This window comes from Phenylobacterium sp. (assembly GCF_004297125.1).
GTDB lineage: Bacteria > Pseudomonadota > Alphaproteobacteria > Caulobacterales > Caulobacteraceae > Phenylobacterium.
In genome coordinates this window covers 488,157-506,931 of record NZ_SCVD01000019.1, presented here as the reverse complement: position 1 = coordinate 506,931, position 18,775 = coordinate 488,157, and the positions used below count along the sequence as shown (strand labels likewise).

The 18,775-nt window shown below is 70.0% G+C and carries 16 protein-coding genes; 8 read left to right on the top strand and 8 right to left on the bottom strand.

Annotated elements, in window-relative coordinates:
• Positions 1-80: 80 nt before the first annotated feature.
• Positions 81-2,348: a TonB-dependent receptor gene (locus EPO51_RS10790; protein ID WP_293349934.1), complete on the top strand. Its 2,268-nt coding sequence runs from the start codon at positions 81-83 to the stop codon at positions 2,346-2,348.
• Between the two features lie 35 nt (positions 2,349-2,383).
• Here the strand turns inward: EPO51_RS10790 and EPO51_RS10785 are convergent, their stop codons facing one another.
• Positions 2,384-4,174, bottom strand: coding sequence for a long-chain-acyl-CoA synthetase (locus tag EPO51_RS10785; protein ID WP_293349931.1), 1,791 nt, complete (start codon positions 4,172-4,174; stop codon positions 2,384-2,386).
• A gap of 269 nt (positions 4,175-4,443) precedes the next feature.
• Here EPO51_RS10785 and EPO51_RS10780 point away from each other — a divergent pair, with 269 nt between their 5' ends.
• Positions 4,444-5,373: a hypothetical protein gene (locus tag EPO51_RS10780; RefSeq protein ID WP_293349928.1), complete on the top strand. Its 930-nt coding sequence runs from the start codon at positions 4,444-4,446 to the stop codon at positions 5,371-5,373.
• Between the two features lie 189 nt (positions 5,374-5,562).
• Here EPO51_RS10780 and EPO51_RS10775 read toward each other — a convergent pair whose 3' ends face one another.
• The 3 genes from EPO51_RS10775 to EPO51_RS10765 form a co-directional block, all read right to left on the bottom strand.
• Positions 5,563-5,928, bottom strand: a complete 366-nt coding sequence (locus EPO51_RS10775; RefSeq protein ID WP_293349925.1) for a response regulator — start codon at positions 5,926-5,928, stop codon at positions 5,563-5,565.
• Positions 5,929-6,165: 237 nt separating this feature from the next.
• A complete protein-coding gene (locus EPO51_RS10770) occupies positions 6,166-6,669 on the bottom strand; it encodes an FKBP-type peptidyl-prolyl cis-trans isomerase (protein ID WP_293349923.1) in 504 nt (167 codons plus the stop codon).
• Positions 6,670-6,728: 59 nt separating this feature from the next.
• Positions 6,729-6,911 carry a DUF3606 domain-containing protein gene (locus EPO51_RS10765; protein WP_293349921.1) on the bottom strand — a complete coding sequence of 61 codons (183 nt, stop codon included), beginning with the start codon at positions 6,909-6,911 and terminating at the stop codon, positions 6,729-6,731.
• Positions 6,912-7,153: 242 nt separating this feature from the next.
• Here EPO51_RS10765 and greA point away from each other — a divergent pair, with 242 nt between their 5' ends.
• Both greA and EPO51_RS10755 read left to right on the top strand, forming a co-directional pair.
• Positions 7,154-7,633 (top strand): transcription elongation factor GreA, encoded by a 480-nt coding sequence (gene greA / locus EPO51_RS10760; RefSeq protein ID WP_293349919.1) that lies wholly within the window; start codon positions 7,154-7,156, stop codon positions 7,631-7,633.
• 459 nt (positions 7,634-8,092) lie between these two features.
• The gene (locus tag EPO51_RS10755; protein WP_293349916.1) at positions 8,093-9,223 is read left to right on the top strand and encodes a zinc-binding dehydrogenase; all 1,131 of its coding nucleotides are present in this window, start codon (positions 8,093-8,095) and stop codon (positions 9,221-9,223) included.
• A 120-nt stretch (positions 9,224-9,343) separates the two neighbouring features.
• Here the strand turns inward: EPO51_RS10755 and EPO51_RS10750 are convergent, their stop codons facing one another.
• The 4 genes from EPO51_RS10750 to EPO51_RS10735 form a co-directional block, all read right to left on the bottom strand.
• Complete coding sequence (locus EPO51_RS10750; RefSeq protein WP_293349913.1) at positions 9,344-9,823, bottom strand: hypothetical protein; 480 nt, start codon at positions 9,821-9,823, stop codon at positions 9,344-9,346.
• Positions 9,820-10,437, bottom strand: a complete 618-nt coding sequence (locus EPO51_RS10745) for a response regulator (RefSeq protein ID WP_293349910.1) — start codon at positions 10,435-10,437, stop codon at positions 9,820-9,822. Before EPO51_RS10745 ends, EPO51_RS10750 begins: the two co-directional genes overlap by 4 nt.
• A gap of 135 nt (positions 10,438-10,572) precedes the next feature.
• Positions 10,573-11,757 (bottom strand): DUF3137 domain-containing protein, encoded by a 1,185-nt coding sequence (locus EPO51_RS10740; RefSeq protein WP_293349907.1) that lies wholly within the window; start codon positions 11,755-11,757, stop codon positions 10,573-10,575.
• Entirely contained in the window at positions 11,754-12,326 is a 573-nt protein-coding gene (locus EPO51_RS10735) for a LemA family protein (protein WP_293349904.1), read from the bottom strand. Before EPO51_RS10735 ends, EPO51_RS10740 begins: the two co-directional genes overlap by 4 nt.
• Before the next feature lie 204 nt (positions 12,327-12,530).
• Between EPO51_RS10735 and EPO51_RS10730 the strand changes: the two genes are divergently transcribed.
• From EPO51_RS10730 to EPO51_RS10715, 4 genes are all read left to right on the top strand, one after another.
• The gene (locus tag EPO51_RS10730) at positions 12,531-13,199 is read left to right on the top strand and encodes a hypothetical protein (RefSeq protein ID WP_293349901.1); all 669 of its coding nucleotides are present in this window, start codon (positions 12,531-12,533) and stop codon (positions 13,197-13,199) included.
• Between the two features lie 63 nt (positions 13,200-13,262).
• Positions 13,263-14,468 carry a cytochrome P450 gene (locus tag EPO51_RS10725; protein ID WP_293349898.1) on the top strand — a complete coding sequence of 402 codons (1,206 nt, stop codon included), beginning with the start codon at positions 13,263-13,265 and terminating at the stop codon, positions 14,466-14,468.
• 139 nt (positions 14,469-14,607) lie between these two features.
• Entirely contained in the window at positions 14,608-17,190 is a 2,583-nt protein-coding gene (locus EPO51_RS10720; RefSeq protein WP_293349895.1) for an ATP-binding protein, read from the top strand.
• Entirely contained in the window at positions 17,187-18,773 is a 1,587-nt protein-coding gene (locus EPO51_RS10715) for a response regulator (protein WP_293349892.1), read from the top strand. The genes EPO51_RS10720 and EPO51_RS10715 overlap by 4 nt, the downstream gene beginning before the upstream one ends.
• Positions 18,774-18,775 lie beyond the last annotated feature (2 nt).

The following is an 18,775-nucleotide window of genomic DNA, read 5'->3' as shown; positions in this document are numbered from 1 at the left end:
AATTCGTACAAGTGTAGCGTAAGCGTCATCGAAGGCTGGTAGCGAGCCCGCCAAGCTCGCAACCCCAGGGATCCAGGCCGATGTCCACGCTTCGACGTTTCCGCACCGCACTGCTCGCCGGCGCCGCACTCGGCAGCCTCTCGTCCGTACAAGCGTACGCGGAAGAGGCTGGGGCGGAGGCCGGGGCCGAACTGGAGGCGGTGGTCGTGACGGCGCAACGCCGGGCCGAGCGGCTGCAGGATGTGCCGCTCTCCGTCACATCGGTCAGCGGCCAGGCGATCGAGGACTCCAACTTCCGCTCGGTGACCGACCTGCAGTACCTGGCGCCCGGCGTCCAGTTCGATCCCACCAACGGCTCCGCCTTCCAGATCCGCGGCGTGGGCAGCACCTCGTACGACTTCTCCTTCGCGAAGTCGGTCAACGTCGTGGTCGACGACGTGGTCATGGACGCGCCGCGCGACAACGGCATGCTGGGCCTGACCGACATCCGCCAGGTCGACGTGCTGATGGGCCCGCAGGGCACGCTGTTCGGCCGGAACTCGACCTCGGGCGTGATCGCAATCACCACGGCGAAGCCGTTGCTGGGCGCCTTCTCCGCCAAGGGCGACGTGAGCTACGGCGAGCGCGAGGACCGCAGCGCGAACCTGACGGTCAATGCGCCCATCTCCGACCGGCTGGCGCTACGGGTGACGGGCTTCAGCCAGGGCCAGGAAGGCTATGGCCGCTACACGGTGCTCAACCAGTCGCTCAACCTGTTCCGGGAATACGGCGTCCGCGCCCGGCTGCTCTTCCAGCCCGCCGACGGCGTCGAGCTGATCTACGCGGGCGAGTACAGCCACCACTACGACAACCTGAACCGCACCACGGTGGGCGGCGGCTCGGCGGCGTTCACGGCGATCCAGATCGCGAACGGGGTGACCCCGGGCCCGAAGAACGACGACAACGCCGACTCCAAGATCGGAAACACCGAGACCTCCACCTGGGGCCACTCGCTGCGCGCGGAGATCCAGATCGGCCGCGACACGCTGACCTCGATCACCGCCTATCGCGAGACCGAGTACGACGGGAACGGCCCCGCCGACTTCGCCCCGGCCGAACAGTTCGCCTTCACGCCGTACAATCGCGGCGCGGTCGACACCAAGAAGTTCAGTCAGGAACTGCGCTGGGCCTCGCCGACCGGCGGCTTCCTCGAATACCTGGGTGGCGTCTTCTACAACCGCCTCGAACTGGACGCCTCACAGATCCAGTGGGTGACGTTCGGCGCGCCGCTGGTGTCGCCGACCGGCGTGCGCCTGACGAGCTTCACGACGACGACCGGCGCGATCGGCGACAACAGCAACGCCACCCGGTTCAAGACCGAGGCCGTCACCGCGGCCGCTTTCGGCCAGCTCAAGCTCAACCTCACGCCGCAGTTCAGCCTGTCGCTGGGCGCCCGCTACACCCATGACAGCAACAGCCAGTCCCAGACCTTCTTCCGGCTGGACCCCGTGCCGATCACGGGGGTGGCCGCCACCTTCACCGCCACCGCCAGGCCGCCGCTGCAGCCCTCCGGCCGGGTGAAGGGCGACAACTTCTCGTACCGGATCTCGGGCCAGTACAAACTGACCGACGAGGCGATGCTCTATGCGACTTACGCCACCGGCTACAAACCCGGCGCGGTGGCGTTCGTGGGCAACAACTATTCGCCCTACGGCGAGGAGACGGTGAAGAGCGTCGAAGCGGGGGTGAAGGCCGAGTTGTTCGAGCGCCGGGTGCGGCTGAACCTCAACGTCTTCCACTCGAAGTTCACCGACTTCCAGACGTCGCTCCTGACCTTCGTGCCGGGCAATCCCGTGGCGGTCATCGCGACAGGAAACGCCGGCGGGCTGAAGAGCGAGGGCGTCGAGGCGACTTTCGCCTGGCGGGCGCTGGACGGCCTGACCCTGGCCGGCGGGGTGACCTACGCCGACGCCGTGTTCACCGACTTCCAGTACAACGCCACCACCAACTACGCGGGCACGGCGCTGTCCTACGCCCCGAAATGGCAGGCCGCGCTGAGCGCCAAGTACGACGGCGAAATCGGCGAGGACCTGCGCCTGCGCGCCAGCCTCGACTACGCCTACCGGAGCAAGGTCTTCCCGACCATCGGCGAGCCCGCGAACGTGGCGGTCCCCGGCTACGGCATCGTCAACGGCCGCCTGAGCCTGTCGCCCGTAGGCAGCGACTTCGAGTTCGGGGTGTACGGCCGCAACCTGCTCGACAAGTACTTCTCGACCGCCTTCCAGCAGTACAGCTCGCTGACGCTGACCCACTACACCACGCGCGACGCGCACCGGACCCTGGGCGTGTTCGCCAAGTACAGCTTCTGATCGGAGGGCGCCGGGCTTCGGTCCGGCGGCCTACCCTAGATCTTGATCGCCCCTGCGGTCAGGCGGTCGAAGACCGACTTGGTGAGCTTCACATAGCCCTTCCTGGGGTCGTGGAAGAACAGCGGGCCCTTGATCTTGGCGGGGTCGTAGCCGTCCGCCACCAGGTCCATTTTGCGGATCTTGAAGGTGCCGGTGGTGTCCAGCGCCGGCAGGATCCGCACGAACAGCGGCTGGGCGTAGGCCGGCAGCTCGCGGGCGACGTGGTCGCCGAAGGCCTTGGCGTCGAACGCGCCGTCGACCACCAGGGCGGCCATGCCGGCCCGGCCGTCGGCGCCGTCCACCTGCACGCCATAGATGTTGGCCTGCTCGACGCCGGGGAACGCCTGCAGGCGCTCGGCCACCTCGTTCGTCGACACGTTCTCGCCCTTCCAGCGGAAGGTGTCGCCGATGCGGTCGACGAAATAGAAGTAGCCGTCGGCGTCCTGCTTCATCAGGTCGCCGGTGGCGAACCAGGCGTCGCCGCGGGCGAAGACGTTTTGCAGGACCTTCTTCTCGGAGGCCGCCTTGTCCAGGTAGCCCGAATACTCGGACCGGGCGTCGCCGCCGCTGATCATTCCCACGCACTGGCCGACCTGGCCGGGACCGCACTCTATGCAGAGGCCGTCCGTGCCGCGGACCACCTCCTCGCGCTCGACGTCGTACTGCACCAGGCGGGCGTTGAACCGCTTGCGCAGCCACTTGGGGATCCGGCCGATCGCGCCTTCCCGGCCGTCGAAGTTGAACATCGACACATTGCCCTCGGTGGAGCCGTAGAACTCCAGGATCTCCGGGATGCGGAAGCGCTGCTTCAGGGTGGGCCAGATGTCGGGGCGCAGGCCGTTTCCGAAGGCCATGCGGATCTTGTGCCGGGTCTCGTCGTCGTCGGGGTCGTGGTTGACCAGGTAGCGGCAGAGTTCGCCGATGTAGACGAACATGGTGCAGCCCTGCTCGACGATCTCGGGCCAGAAGTGGCTGGCCGAGAACTTGCGCCGCAGCACCACCGAGCCGCCGTTCAGGAACGCCGCGCCCAGGGCGCAGAGACCGCCGGTGGCGTGGTAGAGCGGCAAGGTGACGTAGACGCGGTCCTTGGCCGTCGCCCCCGTCGAACCCGCGAAGCCGCGCATGTAGAGCTGGGCCCGCATGTGGGTGATGCGGGCCGCCTTCGGCATGCCGGTCGTGCCCGAAGTGTAGATCAGCAGCGCCGTGTCGCCGGCGGTCATGTCCTCACGGACCGAGCGGTCGGGCGGCAGCTGGCTGCAGCTTTTCAGCGCCTGGACCAGATCGCGCTGGTCGCCATGCGCCGGGCCCAGGATCCACTGCTGCATCGGCCGCTCAAGCAGGCCCTTGGCCTGTTCGAAGACGGGCGAGGTCTCGCGGTCGACGATGACGTGGCTGGCGCCGGCGATGTTCAGGCAATGGGCGAGCGTCGGGCCCGAGAGCTGGTTGTTGATGAGCGCGGTGACCACGCCGACCTTCGACAGGCCGTACCAGACGGCGAAGTACTCCATCCGGTTGGGCATGAAGAGCGCCACGGTCTGCCCGCGCCGCAGGTTCAGGCCCTTCGCCCAGTGCGCATAGCGGTTGGCCATGGCGTCGAGCTCGCCATAGGTGACCGTGCGCCCCTCGAACGTCATGGCGGGGTTGCCCCGCCACTGATCGACGGCGGCCTGGAGGTCGTCGCAGATCAGGTTGTCGGAATCCCGGGCGATGGTCTTGACCCGCTTCAGGGTCCTGCTCAGCCCTTTCCAGAACCGCCAGTCGCGTTTGATCCTGGCATTGAGCCGCATCCGCACCTCCCGTCGCGATTGCGACCTTGGCGAGAGCCGGTCGTGGCGGTCAAGCGCCGCCGCATAGGAGAAGCTCCAACACCGGCCGATTTTGGGTCCGCGGCAGATTGTGGCGACCTTGCGGCGGTATTTGGTTCAGAATTCGATAGCCGCAGCATGTATTTATAAGCTTTGCCGCACCCACAAAGGGAAAATAGTAGAGCTTAGAGCGGAACTCATAAGCAATAACGCCGTTTGTTCCCTCCGACAGATCCTTGGAGGGACACAAAATGTCGATGGACTTCACAGGACGCGAGTCCGACAAGCCGATCACCGAGCAGGAAGGCGAAATGTTCGCCGCCCAGCCGATCTGGGAACGCAACCGCAAGCGCAAGGGCTTCGGCGGGCGCAAGGCCGTTCCCGCCGCCCCGGCCGCCACGGTGGCCCCGGAACCCCGCAGCTTCGCCGCGGAGCGCGACGACGAAGAGCCGATGGCCCTCGATCGTCCGGTGGGTGCGCCGGCCGCCGCCACCCCCTACCCGCGCAGCGAGTACGCGGCGATGGATCCCGGCGCGACCACCCGCCCGACCCTCGCCGCAAAGGACGACGCCGGCCTGGCGGCGCCGATCGCCGGGACGCGCAACACCCGCTCGGCGAAGTCGAGCAGCGCCGCGCCGGCCGCCATCGCCGCGGCCGTCGTCGCCCTGGGCGCCCTTGGCGCCGCCGGCTGGTACATGAGCCGCGACACCTCGGGCGTGCCCGAGCTGACCCCAGGCTCGACCACCAGCGAGGTGGCCGCCGCGCCGCTGACGCCGACCGACCCGCCGGCCCAGATGGCGGCGAACGAAGCCCTGCCCCCGCCCGTCGCGACGCCGCCCGCCACGGCAGCGACGCCGCCGGCCGAGACGCCGCGCGCTTCGACCCCCGCCCCGAAGCGCGCCATGGCCCGCGCCCGTCCGGCCGCCGTCTCGCCCAGCGCGGGCGAGGCCGGGGTGAACGCCGGCACCACCGCGGTGCTGCCCGACGGCCCGCAACCCTACTCGAGCGTGAGCCCGGGCGTGGCGCCGACCGCGCCGACGCAGGTCAACCCGCCGCTCGTGACCTTGCCGCCGAGCAGCGAGGCGCCCGCCGCGGTTCCGGCCACGCCGCCGACCCTGCCGCAGGAGCCGCCGGCCACCGAAGCTCCGACGCCGGAATCCACCGTCACCCCGCCGCAGTAGGCGCCGCGGGTAAGAGAACCGTAGGGCCAGGGCGCAGTCATCGGGCTGCGCCCTTCCGCCTTTCCGGGCGCCGAGGGCGCCGAGGGCGGCGAAAGGCTTGGCCGACCCTGCGCGCTCAGCGCGATGCAGGCCGCGAGGACGAACGCGACCACCCCCATCACCAGCGGAGCGAACCTCCAGCCGGCCATCCTATGCGACGGGGCGGTCAAGCGCTCCGCGCAACGCTTCTTCGATCCGCTCGAAGCGAAAAGGCTTGGCGACAAGCTCCGACGCCGCCACCTCGCCCGACCGACGCCGCCTCTCCGCCTCGGGCGAGATGAGCACCACCCAAACGTCTGGGCGCATCACGCGCGCAAGGCGCGCGACCTCGAAGCCGTCAGGGCCGGGCCCCAGGTCGAGATCTATGACCAGGCTCCGAGGCGGTTGACGTTCGATCGACGCGAGGGCGTCGGCGCCGCTGTACGCGGACTCAACCTCGAAGCCGACCTCCTGCAGGTAGTCGTGAAGGGCCACGTTGGTGATGCGGTCGTCTTCGACCAGTAAAACCCGTTCCATTGTTTCGCCCTCAATCTGAAGGCTTAGCCCTTCGGGAGGGTTATGGTTGCGTTTCAGACGTCAACAAACCATGACGTGCGACACTATGACTTTATCTCATTGCGACTAAACTAAGGCACAGGGCCTCCATTACTTCGCTTCCATATCTCTGAATGCCGCGCGCAGGAGCCGCATGGGAGGCCGCGGCGAGATGGGGAAGGCCGGCGACGGCATCGCCCAGCCCGCCCGCCGAGGCCCCTACTCCCCGCCGATGCCGATCAGCTCGATCTCGAACAGCAGGGTGCTGTTGGAGGGGATCGGGTCGCGGTAGCGCTCGCCGTAGGCGATGGTCGAAGGGATCACGAACTCCCAGGTCTCGCCGACCCGCATCATGGGCACGCCCTCCTGCCAGCCCCTGATCAGGCGCGGCAAGGGGAAGGTGGCGGGCTCGCCGCGCTCCCTCGACGAGTCGAACACGCGGCCGTCGATGAAGCGGCCGGTGTAATGGATGGTGACCGTGTCGCTGGGGACCGGCCGCGGGGCCGAGGCCTTCGCCGCCTTCACCCGGCGGGCCTGCAGGCCCGAGGCGGTGACGACCCAGCCGGGCCGGGCGGCGGACCAGGCCTCGTAGGCCTTCTGCCCCTGTTCCCACTGCTCCTGCGGCGTGCCGGCGTAGGTCACCGGCCCGGCGGCGGGCGGCGGCGCGGCCGTGGCGCAGGCGGTCAGCGAGAGGGCGGCGAGCGTCAGGATCAGGGCGCGCATGCGGGGGTCCGGGTTGAATCGCGGGCGGTGAAGGGTGGTACGACGTCGCCCGGCGCCTGTCAGCGCTTCTTGCCCAGCTCGGCGGCGATGTCCTTGGTCAGGCGGCCGACCTTGCGGTGGGCGGCCGTGATCTGGTCCTGGGTCACGCCCCAGCGCTTCATCCAATATTCGACGGCCTTGCGCTCGGAGAGGTCCAGGCGGTCCTTGTCGATGAAGCCGCGCTTGTCCTTCAGGCCGGCCATGTGAGTCCTCCGCTGGCGGCGATCATAGCCGGGAATCCGGCCCTTTGATCAAGGCGTCCGGCCAGGACGCCCCGACCGGGCGCGGCTCAGGTTCACCGGAGGTTCCCGGCGCGTTCCGAACGCATCGGCCAGCGCCGAAGTTTTATGTCCCTTAACCGTTCCGCTTCGGCGCCGGTCAGCAGGACCTTCCCCCGGCCCCGCAAGACTGGCCTGCGGTCGCCGCAGGGCCTAGGCTTAAGGGCATGGCGGTCGCGTTCACCCGGGAAGAAGACTACGAGGCCCAGGCGGCGGACCTGCCGGATCGGCCGATCTCGCCGCACGCCAACCTGGTGACGGCCAGCGGGATGGCGGCGATCGAGGCCGAGCTCGCCGCGGCGCGGGCCGCCTACTCCGCCGCCCAGGCCGAGGGCGGGGTGGCCGCGGACCGGACGGCCATGGCGCGGGCGACGCGGGACCTGCGCTACTGGTCGGCGCGGCGAGGCAGCGCCCAGCTCACCGAGCCGGAGGCCGAGGCCGACACGGTGCAGTTCGGCCGCACCGTGGAGATCGAGCGCCAGGACGGGCGTCGCCAGACGTTCCGCATCGTCGGCGAGGACGAGGCCGATCCGGCCAAGGGCAGCGTCTCGTACGTCTCGCCGCTGGCCCGGGCGCTCCTGGGCAAGCACGTCGGCGACGTGGCCAGGGTGGGCGACGGCGAGGTCGAACTGACCGCCATCCGTTAGCGCCGGGGTTGTGGGGAGGGTCGTCGGCTGACCAGGCGCCCGATCAGGGGGGCTGGGGGGGCTGTTCAGGATCCGGACCGGGAAGCGGGCCAGCCGACTGTTCCTATAAAGGCGCGCCCTGTGGCCGTGGCTGGTCCGGATTAGGGCCATTTCGGGGCGTGGCGTCGCCGCCACAGGCGAACGGCGAAATGCGGCGCGGACGCCCAGGGGACTTGTAGGCCGCGTGAGAGTGGAGGAAGACCCTGACCAACGGCGGCCGGGAAACCAGTCGCCGGGGCGTGGGGCCCCCGCGGCGCTTCCAGGACCTCGGTCCTGTGCGGATCAAGTGAAGCGGCAGAGGCGGCCCTCCCAAGGGCCGCCTTTCTTGCTTTTAAGTCTTGGTTCGATTTGGGGCCTTGGCTGCGGCGGCGCGAACCGCCATGTCCGTCTCCTGACAACGTAAAGCCAAGGGAGGCGACGATGGCCGGTGTACCGGACAAGGGGCTGCAGCTGCGGTCGATCATCAAGAGCAGCGGCGAGCTGGAACTCAGCCTGGCCGAGGTGGCCGTGGCGCCGCCGACCGGCGACGAGGTGCTGGTGCGGATCGAGGGCTCGCCCCTGAACCCCTCCGACCTGGGCCTGCTGCTGGGCCCGGCGGACATCTCGACGCTGAAGACGGCGGGCGGCGTGACGACGGCCAAGGTGCCGGACCCGTTCCTGAAGGCGATGAAGGCGCGCCTCGACGAGTCCATGCCGGTGGGCAACGAGGGGGCGGGCGTGGTGATCGCGGCCGGCCCGGATCCGGCGGCCCAGGCCCTGGTGGGCAAGACGGTCGCCCTCTTGGGCGGCGCCATGTACGCCCAGTACCGCACCGTGAAGGCGGGCGACGTCCTGCCGCTGCCGGCGGGCGCGAGCGCGGCGGACGGGGCCTCGTGCTTCGTCAATCCGCTGACCGCGCTGGGCATGACCGAGACCATGCGGGCCGAAGGTCACACCGCCCTGGTCCACACGGCGGCCGCGTCGAACCTGGGGCAGATGCTGAACAGGATCTGCATCAAGGACGGCATCCAGCTGGTGAACATCGTGCGCAGCGCCGAGCAGGCTAAGATCCTCGCGGACATCGGCGCGAAGCACATCGTCGACTCCAGTTCCGCCAGCTTCCAGGACGAGCTGACCGCGGCGCTGATCGAGACGAACGCCACCATCGCCTTCGACGCCATCGGCGGCGGCAAGCTGGCCAGCCAGATCCTGTCGGCCATGGAGGCGGCGGCCAACTCGCGGGGCGGCGCCTACAGCCGCTACGGCTCCAGCGTATTCAAGCAAGTCTACATCTACGGCTCGCTGGACACCCGGCCGACCGAACTGGCGCGCAACTTCGGCCTGTCGTGGAGCGTCGGCGGCTGGCTGCTGACGCCGTTCCTGGCCAAGCTGGGCGCGGAGGGCGTGGCGCGGCTGCGCCAGCGGGTCGCTGACGAACTGAAGACCACCTTCGCCAGCCACTACACCGCGGAGATCTCGCTGGCCGAGGCGCTGCAGCCCGAGGTCATCGCCGCCTACAACCGGAAGACCACCGGCGAGAAGTACCTGATCAACCCGAGCAAGGGCCTCTAGCGAACGGCCACGCTTGTTGTTTGAAGCGAGCGCCTACATAGGCCCTTCGGCGCGTTCGGATTGCGTATTTTTCCGATGCGCTGCAGCGGCCCCGGTCTTCGGATCGGGGCCGTTGTCGTTTCAGGAGGACTCGGCGGCGGCGGCCCGTTCCTCCGCGCGCCGGACCAGGGTCTTCAGGCCGTCCAGCACCGCCTCGGCCTCCGGCGAGTCGTCGGGCAGGTTGGCCATGCGCAGCACGCTCATGGTCTGGATGTGGGCGGCGATCGCGGCCTCGTTCCAGACGCCGGCGTCGATGTAGCGGTCCGACAATTCGCAGAGATTGTAGGCCACCTCCCCGACGCGGGTGAGGCCACAGAGGCCGGCGAAGCTGACGACCGCGGTGGCGCGCTTGTAGACCTCGGCGTGCGAGGCGACGTCGTTGCGGCCGGCGGCCTCGCGCAGGCCCTCCAGCGCCTGGTCCACCTCGGCCAGCAGGCCCGGGCGCAGGGACTCGATGTTCGCCTCGGCCGTGGCGACGGCCTCGCCCAGCTTGCGGCCGCCGGGCGTGGAGATGAGCTTGCCCAGCCGGTTCGGGCGGCGGATGTAGCTGACCGAACTCATCGGACGACCTTTTTCGGCGTGAGGAGGCTGTCGATCTCGTCCTGGTCCATGTTGGCGCCCGCGACCGCGCCGACCTCCGCCGGGAGGTCGTTGTGGCGGCGGCCGACCCCGTCGGGCGGGCCCAGGTTCTGGAAGCGGCGATCGGGGCCGGTATAGACGTCGCAGCTCACGAAGGTGCGGTTGTGCTGGGCGATCCACACGATGCGCTGCAGGAGCACGGCGGGCGCCAGCGGCTTGGTGACCATGAAGTGGGCGCCGCAGTCCCGGGCCCGCGAGACGTTGCGGCTGCTCGTGTGCGACGACAGCAGCAGGACCGGTGCGAAGGCGTTGGGCTCCAGGCCGGAGCGGCGGAGCCAGCTCACGAACTCATAGCCGTCCGGCTGGTCCGGCTGGAGCGTGGCCTCGCAGGCGATGAGGTCGACCGGCGCGCCGTGGACGGCCTGCTGGGCCTCCTCGAACGACGTGGCCTTGAGGCAGTGGGTGGCGCCGAAGCCCAGGAAGATCGACGCCAGAACGTCCATCGCCTGGTTGTTGGGCTCGACCAGCAGGATCGTCGCCTTGCGCAGGTCGATACGCGATCCGAGGTTCGCGAGGCTGGGATCGACGAAGCTCATGTCCGAGGGCGCGGGCTCTTCTCAGGATTCCCAAATTTGGGAATGCCCCTCTGCAATGGCCCGCAGATCAAAATTTTCAGTAAAGCCGAGGGCCATAACCCCATTTTGGGTAGGTCGATGACAGCGTGACGCAGGCTAGGCGCGAGGCTGGAGGCGAGCGGCCTGGTCCAGGTCGATGACGGCGTCGGCGGCCTTGAGCACCGAGGCGATGTCCTCGTGGAGTCGGGTCAGGGCCTCACGGCCAGCGGCGGGCTTGCGGTAGCTGGGCGGCTCGAAAAGGTCGCTGCCGCCCATGTTCCCCAACGCCATCAGCAGGCGGTTGTCCTGGACCAGGGCGGCGGGCGCGCCGAAATGGCCCGCGCCCGCGAAGGCCAGGAACCGCTCCATGAAGGCGGGCGTCAGCAGGGCGCGGGCCGAGACCTGGTCGGAGCCATAGACCTCGTAGGCCTTCTCGAAGGCCGGATCCTCCAGGCGCACCGGCTGGCAAGGACCGCCACGAAGGCGTTCGGCGAGGTTGCCGAACATGCCCCGGTCGGGGACGACCACCGTCGTGCCACGCAGGCCGCGCGGCAGGGAGACCGCGGCGGCGAGGCCATGGAAGACCGTGCGCTCGTTCTTGCCGGAGCCCTTGGTCAGCTTCAGCTCGATGATGGACAGCGGCATGCCGCGGTAGTCGCCGAAGATCTCGTCCTCGGCCTCGCAGGCGTCCCAGTCGGGGAACAGGCGGTGGCGCCGGAACTCCTCCAGCGGCGGCTGGGCCGGCCGCCAGGCCAGCGCGCCGAAGCCGGCGGCCAGCCGCGGCAGCACGCGCTCCTTGTAGAGCCTGCGGTAGGCCTGGCTGAGCGCCGAGGCGGCCCAGAAGTAGCCGCCGAAAGCGCCCGCGCCCATGAACATCAGGAGGTCGCCGACATCGGCGGGATCGTCGCCGAACTGGGTCGCGAGCCAGAGCAGCACGGCGCCCAGGATACAGAGTGGGATGCGCCAGACCGCCCCGGCGTTGATGCGGCGCTGCGTGTCGAGCCGGGCCACCTCCAGCTCGGCCAGCACCCGGCCGAGCTCATCGTCGGGCTGGTAGGTCGCGGGCTCCTGCTCGGCGGCCCGACGGGCGGGGCGCGGCGCCAACAGCATCACCGCCCAGGCCCCCGCCCCGGCCACCATCAGGCCCAGGAACAGGCCGGCGAAGATGCCGGTCAGCCAACCCTCCAGGCCGGGAGTCTTGTGGATCGACGACCAGGCGATGGCGACCGCAACCACCGCGCCCAGGGCCAGGGCCCCGAACAGCGCGGTCGCCGCGCCCGGGCGGGCGGGGCGTTCGCTCACAGGTGATCGGCGGCGTTCACCGGGCCGCGGTGCTCGGCGGGCGCCTCGAAGAAGGGCGGGAGGTGGCCCACGCCGGCCAGGGCGGCGACCAGCTGGCCGGGGAAGATCTGGCAGGCGTTCCGCAGCGCCGTGACCGAGGCGTTGTAGAAGCGCCGGGCGGCGGCGACGTTGGTCTCCACTTCCTGGTAGGTCGCCTGGGCCCTGACCATCAGGGCGTCGCTCTTGAGCTCGGGATAGCCCTCGGCGACGGCGAACAGGCGGCCGAGGCCGGCGGTGAGCTGGTTCTCGGCGGTGAATTTCTCGGCGATGGCCTTGGGATCCGCGCTGCCCAGCCGCTCCTGGCCCGTGGTGCGCAGGCGGGCGATGTCGGCCAGCAGCGTCTGCTCATGCGCCAGGTAACGCTTGGCGATGGCCAGGATGTTCGGGATCAGCTCGTGGCGCTGGGAGAGCTGGACGTCGATCCCGGACAGCGCCTCGGCCACGCGGTTCTTCCGCTTCACGATGGCGGCGTACCAGACGTAGAGGCCGACGACCGCCACCGCGATGACGATCCAGACGATGCCGTTCATGCGCAAGCTCCCCAACCCCGCGCACCTTAGGACAGCGAGCGAGGGTCAGGGAACCTACGTTCGGCGAAGGTCTCGGCCCCGCCCGTCGACGCCACGCCCGCATTCGACGCAACAGGCTGGCGCGGCCGCGCGGAGCGCGTGAGACACGGCCGCCCGCCGCGGCCTGGCTTCAGCGCCCGGTCCGCCCGCCTCATTGGAGTTTGCATGTCGACGTCAGTTTCCCCGCGCACCATCCTGCTGGCCGCCGGCCTTTGCCTGGCGCTGGCGGGGCCCGCGGCGGCCCAGAGCGGGTTCCTGAAGAACCTGGCCCGTCAGGCCGCCGCCGCCGCAATCCAGAACGCCGCCACCCCGCCGACGCCGGCCGCAGCGGCTGGCGGCGAGGCGCAGGAGGAGGCCGCCCAGCCCACGCAAGACGCCCAGACCGACCAGGCGGCTGCCACTTCCGGCCCGGCGCCCTGGCCGACCAACGCCGGCGCCCGGACGGTGAGATACCCCTCCGACCTCGACTTCTCCCCCGAGCTCGAGGCCGGGAAGAAGGCCTTCGTGGAGTTCAGCAAGGTCCGCTGCAGCGATTGCGAAGGCGGCTACAGCTATGACGCCTGGGCGCAGCAGATGGTCCGCCTGGATGGGTCCTACAAGGCCTGGGAGAAGAAGCTGGGCGGGATGGCCCTGGGCGAGACCCTCAGCTGGAAGGGGGCGCAGTCGAAGGGCCTGATCACCGTGATGAGCGAAGAGCCGGTCAACGGTTGGCCCTGCAAACAACTGAAGTGGGAGTTGGACAAGCCGGGCGCCCACGCCGAGCGGCCGGGCCTCATCTGCTACGCCAAGGAGAGCTCCTACTCCGGGTCCGACAGCTGGAACATCGCCTTCTGATCCGGCTTGCCTGACCTGCGGGAAAGGCGCGTCCTCTCTGGAAAACAGGGAGGACGCGGGCCCATGAAGATCGACCTGCTGTCGCCGGCCAGCTTCGCGGGCGGACAGCCACACGGGCAGTACGACTGGCTGCGCGAGAACGCCCCGGTGCGCTGGCATGACGAGCCGGACGGCCCCGGTTCGGGAAGGCGGGGCTTCTGGACCGTGACCCGGCACGCCGACGTCTGGAGCGTCGACCGCGATTTCCAGACCTATTCCTCCGAGCCCACCATCATGATCGCCGACCCGCTGGCCGAGGCCGGCTCGTTCGGGCCCTACAAGATGATGCTGATGATGGACCCGCCGGAGCACACCGGGTTCCGCAAGCTCATCCGCTCGGAGTTCACCGAGCCCGCGGCGCGGCTGCGCGGCGAGCGCATCCAGGAGCTGGCGAAGCAGATCGTCGACGCAGTGATCCGGAAGGGCGAGTGCGACTTCGTGAACGAGGTGGCCGGGGAGATGCCGTCGTTCGTGATCGCGGAGCTAATGGGCCTGCCGCTGGAGGACGGGCGGGAGCTCTACAAGCTGACCGAGATCATCCACACCGCGCCCGAGACGCTGCCGCCCGGCGCCGGCGGCCAGGCGGTGATGAAGATGTTCGAGTACGGCTCGAAGGTGATCGCCGAGAAGCGGGCGCGGCCGGGGGACGACCTGGCGTCCAAGCTTCTGGCCTGCGAGGTGGACGGCCGCAAGCTGGAGGACATGGAGTTCCTGCTGTTCTTCCTGCTGCTGGTGGACGCTGGCGGCGACACGACCCGCAACCTGCTGTCGGGCGGGCTGCTGGCCCTGATGGAGAACCCCGACCAGTACGCCTGGCTGATGGCGGACCTGGACGGCCGGCTGCCGACGGCACGCGAAGAGCTGCTGCGCTGGACCAGCCCGGTGATCTACATGCGCCGCACCGCCCGGCGCGACGCCGAACTGGCCGGCCAGGCGATCAAGGCGGGCGACAAGGTGGTCATGTACTTCGGCGCCGCCAACCGCGATCCGACGGTGTTCGACCGGCCGGACGTGCTGGACCTCGGCCGGCGGGAGAACCCGCACATCGCCTTCGGCACGGGTCCGCACGGCTGCCTGGGCCAGCACATCGCCAGGATCGAGATCGACGCCATGCTGCGCGAGGTGCTGACCCGGATGCGGGACTTCGAGCTGGCGGCCCCGGTGGAATGGCTGCCGTCGAACTTCATCTCCGGGCCCAAGGCGATGCCGCTGCGCTTTCGCGCGGCCTGACGCCGGGCGGCGATTGTCTGCCGGCCGCAACTTCTGCGCGCTTGCACAGCTTATTGCTTGAGATAGGAGTTCTCACACTGTCTGATTGCACCAAGGCGTTGCGGTCGCGTTGACCGTGTGTGGGCCGAGGGTCGTTTTGATGACCGCGTTGACGAGGGCCAGCGGGCTGCCGCGCGCAGCCGCCGTCGTCCTGCTGCTTGCCGCGGCCGGCGCGCTGGTGCTTGCGATGACCACCGCCAACTATGCCGAGCTCCACACGATCCTGGACGCCGGGGTGGCGGTGCTGTCGGGCGTGCTGGCGCTGCTGCTCTGGGACATGGGCGCGCGCACCAAGAGCGCCTTCGTGAAGTGGCTGTCGGTCGGACTCGGCTTGACGTTCGCGCTCGACATGACCCACGTGCTGGTCAGCATCGACTGGGGCGGCGTGCTGACACCGCTGGCCAATGCGCGCAGCGTGCTGCGCCCCGCGACCTGGTCTCCCTCGGCCTATCTGCTGCCCATCGCGGTCGGCGGCGCCCTATGGCGGCTTTCGCGCGATCGTGGCGGGATCGGGGGCTTCGCCGCGGCGACCGTGGCCCTGGCCGGATTGCTCTTCCTGCTGTTCCAACAGGTCTCCCCGTATTCGCCCCCCGGTTTCCTGGGGATGACGCGGCCGGCGCTCTTCGGGGCGCCTCTACTCTGGCTGGTCGTGGGGATGTGGGCCTGGCGGCTTCGCAACCGCCATCGGCTGACCTTGCCGATCGCGGCGGCAAGCGGCGTCCTCTTCCTCGGCCATCTGGCGATGCTCTATTCCCAGGCGCCTTCAGACAGCCAGTCCATGATCGCCCACGTCGGGAAGATCGCGGCCTACTTGGTGCTGCTGCTGTGGGTCATGAAGATGGCCTCGGAGGACATGCGCGACCGCATCGGCGCCGAGACCGCCCTGGCCGCCCTGAACGCCGACCTGGACCGGCAGGTGGCCCAGCGCACCAGCGAGCTGCTGTCGGCCCACGAGCACCTGGACCGCGAGAGCTCCGAGCGCCGCCGGGCGGACGCCAAGGCGCTGGAGCAGGTGGCGCGGCTCAGCCTGTTGCACCAGATCACCCGTGCGATCGGCGACCGCCAGGACCTGGACAGCATCTACCAGGTTGCGGTGCGCAGCGTGGAGGAACAGCTGCCCGTCGACTTCGCCTGCCTCTGCACCTACGACGCCGCCGCCCGGACCCTCACGGTCGCCGCCGTGGGGGCGAAGAGCCGGGAGCTGGGCCTGTCGCTGGCCGCTCCGGATCCGATGGTCTTCGACGTGGATGCGAACCACTTCACCGAGTGCGTCCAGGGCGCGGTGCTGTACGAGCCCGACATCTCCGCCATCGAGGCGTCGTTCCAGGCCCAGCTTGCCCTGGCGGGGCTGCGGTCGCTGGCGGCCGCCCCGCTGCAGATGGAGAGCAAGGTCTTCGGCTGCTTCATCGCCGCGCGCCTGGCGCCCGACGCCTTCGCGAGCGCGGACTGCGAGTTCCTGCGCCAGCTCAGCGAACATGTCGCCCTGGCCGCCCACCAGGTGGAGCTCTACGACGCCCTGCAGGCGGCCTACGACGACCTTCGGCAGACCCAGCAGTCGGTGATGCAGCAGGAGCGGCTGCGGGCGCTGGGCCAGATGGCCAGCGGCATCGCCCACGACATCAACAACGCCCTGTCGCCAGTGGCGCTCTACACCGAGGCGATGCTGGAGACCGAGAAGGGGCTGAGCCCCGCCGGCCGCAACCAGCTCGAGGTGATCCGCCGCGCGGTCGAGGACGTGGGCCACACGATCGGCCGGATGCGGGAATTCTACCGCCAGCGCGAACCGCAGCTTCCCGGCGCGCCGCTGCAGCTCAACGAGCTGGCCCGCCAGGTCGTGGACCTGACCCGCCCGCGGTGGGCCGACATGTCGATGCAGCGCGGCGCCGTGGTGACCGTCGAGACCGACCTCGCCCAGGACATGCCGCTGGTGCTGGGCGCCGAGAGCGAGATCCGCGAGGCCCTGACCAACCTGGTGTTCAACGCCATCGACGCCATGCCGGAAGGCGGGACGCTGAGCCTGCGGACCGCCCCGACCGACGAGCCCGGCTGGGTCCGGATCGACGTGGCCGACAGCGGCGTGGGCATGGACGCGGAGGCCCGGCGGCGTTGCATGGAGCCGTTCTTCACCACCAAGGGCGAGCGGGGCACCGGCCTGGGCCTGGCCATGGTCTATGGCGTGGCCCAGCGGCACGGCGCGGAGGTGGACGTGCAGTCGGCGCCGGGCCAGGGCACGACGTTCTCGCTGATCTTCCCGGCCGCGACGCGCAGCGCCGCGAAGGGTGCGGAGCTCGAGGCGCCCTCGCCCATGCGCCTGCTGCTGGTGGACGACGACCCGGTGCTGCTGAAGGCGCTGAGCGACGCCCTGGGCAACGACGGGCACCTGATCACCCCCGCCAACGACGGCCAGGCCGGGATCGACGCCTTCGTGGCCGGCCAGGACGGCTTCCCGTTCGACGCGGTGATCACCGACCTGGGGATGCCGTACATCAACGGCCGCCAGGTGGCCGCCGCGATCAAGTCGACCTCGCCCGAGACGCCGGTGATCCTGCTGACCGGCTGGGGCCAGGGGATGCTGTCGGGCGTCGAGGGCATCCCCAACATCGACATGGTGCTGAGCAAGCCGCCGAAGCTGCGGGACGTCCGCGCCGCGTTGGCCCGCCACCAGCGAAGGGCCGCGGAATGAGCCGCCTCGACGCCCCGGCGGATGGCGGCCCGCCACGGCTGATGATCGTCGACGACGAGGCGGCGAACCTGGAGGCCCTCCAGTCGACACTCAGCGGCCAAGGCTACGAGGTGGCGGGCTTCACCGACCCCACGGCGGCGCTGGCGGCGTTCCAGCGCGACGCCTTCGACCTGCTGCTGACCGACCTGGTCATGCCGGGCATCGGCGGCATGACGCTGATGCACGAGCTGCGCGCCCGCGATCCCGACCTGGCGGTGGTGATCATGACCGGCGAGGGCAGCATCACCTCGGCGGTGGAGGCGATGCGCGAAGGCGCGATGGACTATGTGCTGAAGCCGCTGCGGCTCAGCACCCTGCTGCCGGTCATCTCGCGGGCGCTCACGGTGCGCGAACTGCGGCGCGAGAACGCCAGGCTGGAGCAGGGCCTGCGCGCGCGGACCGCCGAGCTGGAGCAGGCCCTGGAGGAGGTGGACCGCCAGGCCGCCGAACGTGTGCTGGCCGAGCAGGCGCTGATGCAGGCGCAGAAGGTCGAGGCGATCGGACGGCTGACCGGCGGCGTGGCGCACGACTTCAACAACCTGCTGACCCCGATCATCGGCTACCTGGAACTGCTGCAGCGGACGATCGACGAGACCGAGCCGCACCGGCGCTTCGTCGACACCGCCCTGGAGGCCGCGCATCGCGGGGCCAAGGTGGCGGGCCATCTGCTGGCCTTCTCGCGCACCCAGCGCCTGAACCTGCGGGCGGTGGACGTGGACGCGACCCTGCGGAGCAGCGACGGCCTGCTGCGCCACGCGCTGAGCGCGGAGTTCGTCCTGGAGATGGACCTGGCGGCCGGGCCCGTGTGGTCGAACAGCGACACCACGCAGCTCGAACTGGCGGTGTTGAACCTGGTGGTCAACGCCCGCGACGCCATGCCGGACGGCGGTGCGATCCGGTTGCGGACCCGTTCGGACACCGAGGCGGTCACGATCGAAGTCAACGACGCCGGAACGGGGATGTCGCCGGAGGTTCTGGCCCGAGCCACCGAGCCGTTCTTCACCACCAAGGCCCACCAGGGCTCGGGCCTGGGCCTGGCCCAGGTGGCGGCGTTCGCCCGGCAGTGCGGCGGAACCTGTCAGATCGAGAGCACGCCCGGCGCCGGCACGACCGTGCGCATCGTCCTGCCCCGGGCCGAGGCCCCCGCCGCCGAGCCGCCGGCCCGCGCCGCGCCGCCCACCGCGCCCCCGGGCCACGGCCTGAGCGTGGTGGTGATCGACGACGACGACCAGGTGCGCCAGATCCTCTGCGACGGGCTTTACAGCGAGGGCTTCGCGGTGCGCAGCGCCTCCAACGGAGCCTCGGGCCTGGCCATGGTGGACGCCGACCCGCCCGACGCCGTGGTGCTGGACTACGCCATGCCGGGGATGACGGGCGCGGAAGTGGCTCACCGCATGCGCGCGCGCCACCCGCACCTGCCGATCGTGTTCTGCAGCGGCTATGCGGACTCGCTGGCCCTGGATCAGATCCCCGACGCGGTGGTGCTGCGCAAGCCGGTCACGATCGACGACCTCAGCCGCACCGTGCGCAGGTCGGTCGGATAGCC

Excerpts from the sequence above, each read along its gene's own strand:
- EPO51_RS10745 (WP_293349910.1), bottom strand. The coding sequence starts at position 10,437 with ATGAGCTTCGTCGATCCCAGCCTCGCGAACCTCGGATCGCGTATCGAC.
- EPO51_RS10725 (WP_293349898.1), top strand. The coding sequence starts at position 13,263 with ATGAAGATCGACCTGCTGTCGCCGGCCAGCTTCGCGGGCGGACAGCCA.
- EPO51_RS10730 (WP_293349901.1), top strand. The coding sequence starts at position 12,531 with ATGTCGACGTCAGTTTCCCCGCGCACCATCCTGCTGGCCGCCGGCCTT.
- EPO51_RS10790 (WP_293349934.1), top strand. The coding sequence starts at position 81 with ATGTCCACGCTTCGACGTTTCCGCACCGCACTGCTCGCCGGCGCCGCA.
- EPO51_RS10755 (WP_293349916.1), top strand. The coding sequence starts at position 8,093 with ATGGCCGGTGTACCGGACAAGGGGCTGCAGCTGCGGTCGATCATCAAG.
- EPO51_RS10765 (WP_293349921.1), bottom strand. The coding sequence starts at position 6,911 with ATGGCCGGCCTGAAGGACAAGCGCGGCTTCATCGACAAGGACCGCCTG.
- EPO51_RS10750 (WP_293349913.1), bottom strand. The coding sequence starts at position 9,823 with ATGAGTTCGGTCAGCTACATCCGCCGCCCGAACCGGCTGGGCAAGCTC.
- EPO51_RS10785 (WP_293349931.1), bottom strand. The coding sequence starts at position 4,174 with ATGCGGCTCAATGCCAGGATCAAACGCGACTGGCGGTTCTGGAAAGGG.
- EPO51_RS10780 (WP_293349928.1), top strand. The coding sequence starts at position 4,444 with ATGTCGATGGACTTCACAGGACGCGAGTCCGACAAGCCGATCACCGAG.
- EPO51_RS10775 (WP_293349925.1), bottom strand. The coding sequence starts at position 5,928 with ATGGAACGGGTTTTACTGGTCGAAGACGACCGCATCACCAACGTGGCC.
- EPO51_RS10735 (WP_293349904.1), bottom strand. The coding sequence starts at position 12,326 with ATGAACGGCATCGTCTGGATCGTCATCGCGGTGGCGGTCGTCGGCCTC.
- greA (WP_293349919.1), top strand. The coding sequence starts at position 7,154 with ATGGCGGTCGCGTTCACCCGGGAAGAAGACTACGAGGCCCAGGCGGCG.
- EPO51_RS10715 (WP_293349892.1), top strand. The coding sequence starts at position 17,187 with ATGAGCCGCCTCGACGCCCCGGCGGATGGCGGCCCGCCACGGCTGATG.
- EPO51_RS10720 (WP_293349895.1), top strand. The coding sequence starts at position 14,608 with ATGACCGCGTTGACGAGGGCCAGCGGGCTGCCGCGCGCAGCCGCCGTC.
- EPO51_RS10770 (WP_293349923.1), bottom strand. The coding sequence starts at position 6,669 with ATGCGCGCCCTGATCCTGACGCTCGCCGCCCTCTCGCTGACCGCCTGC.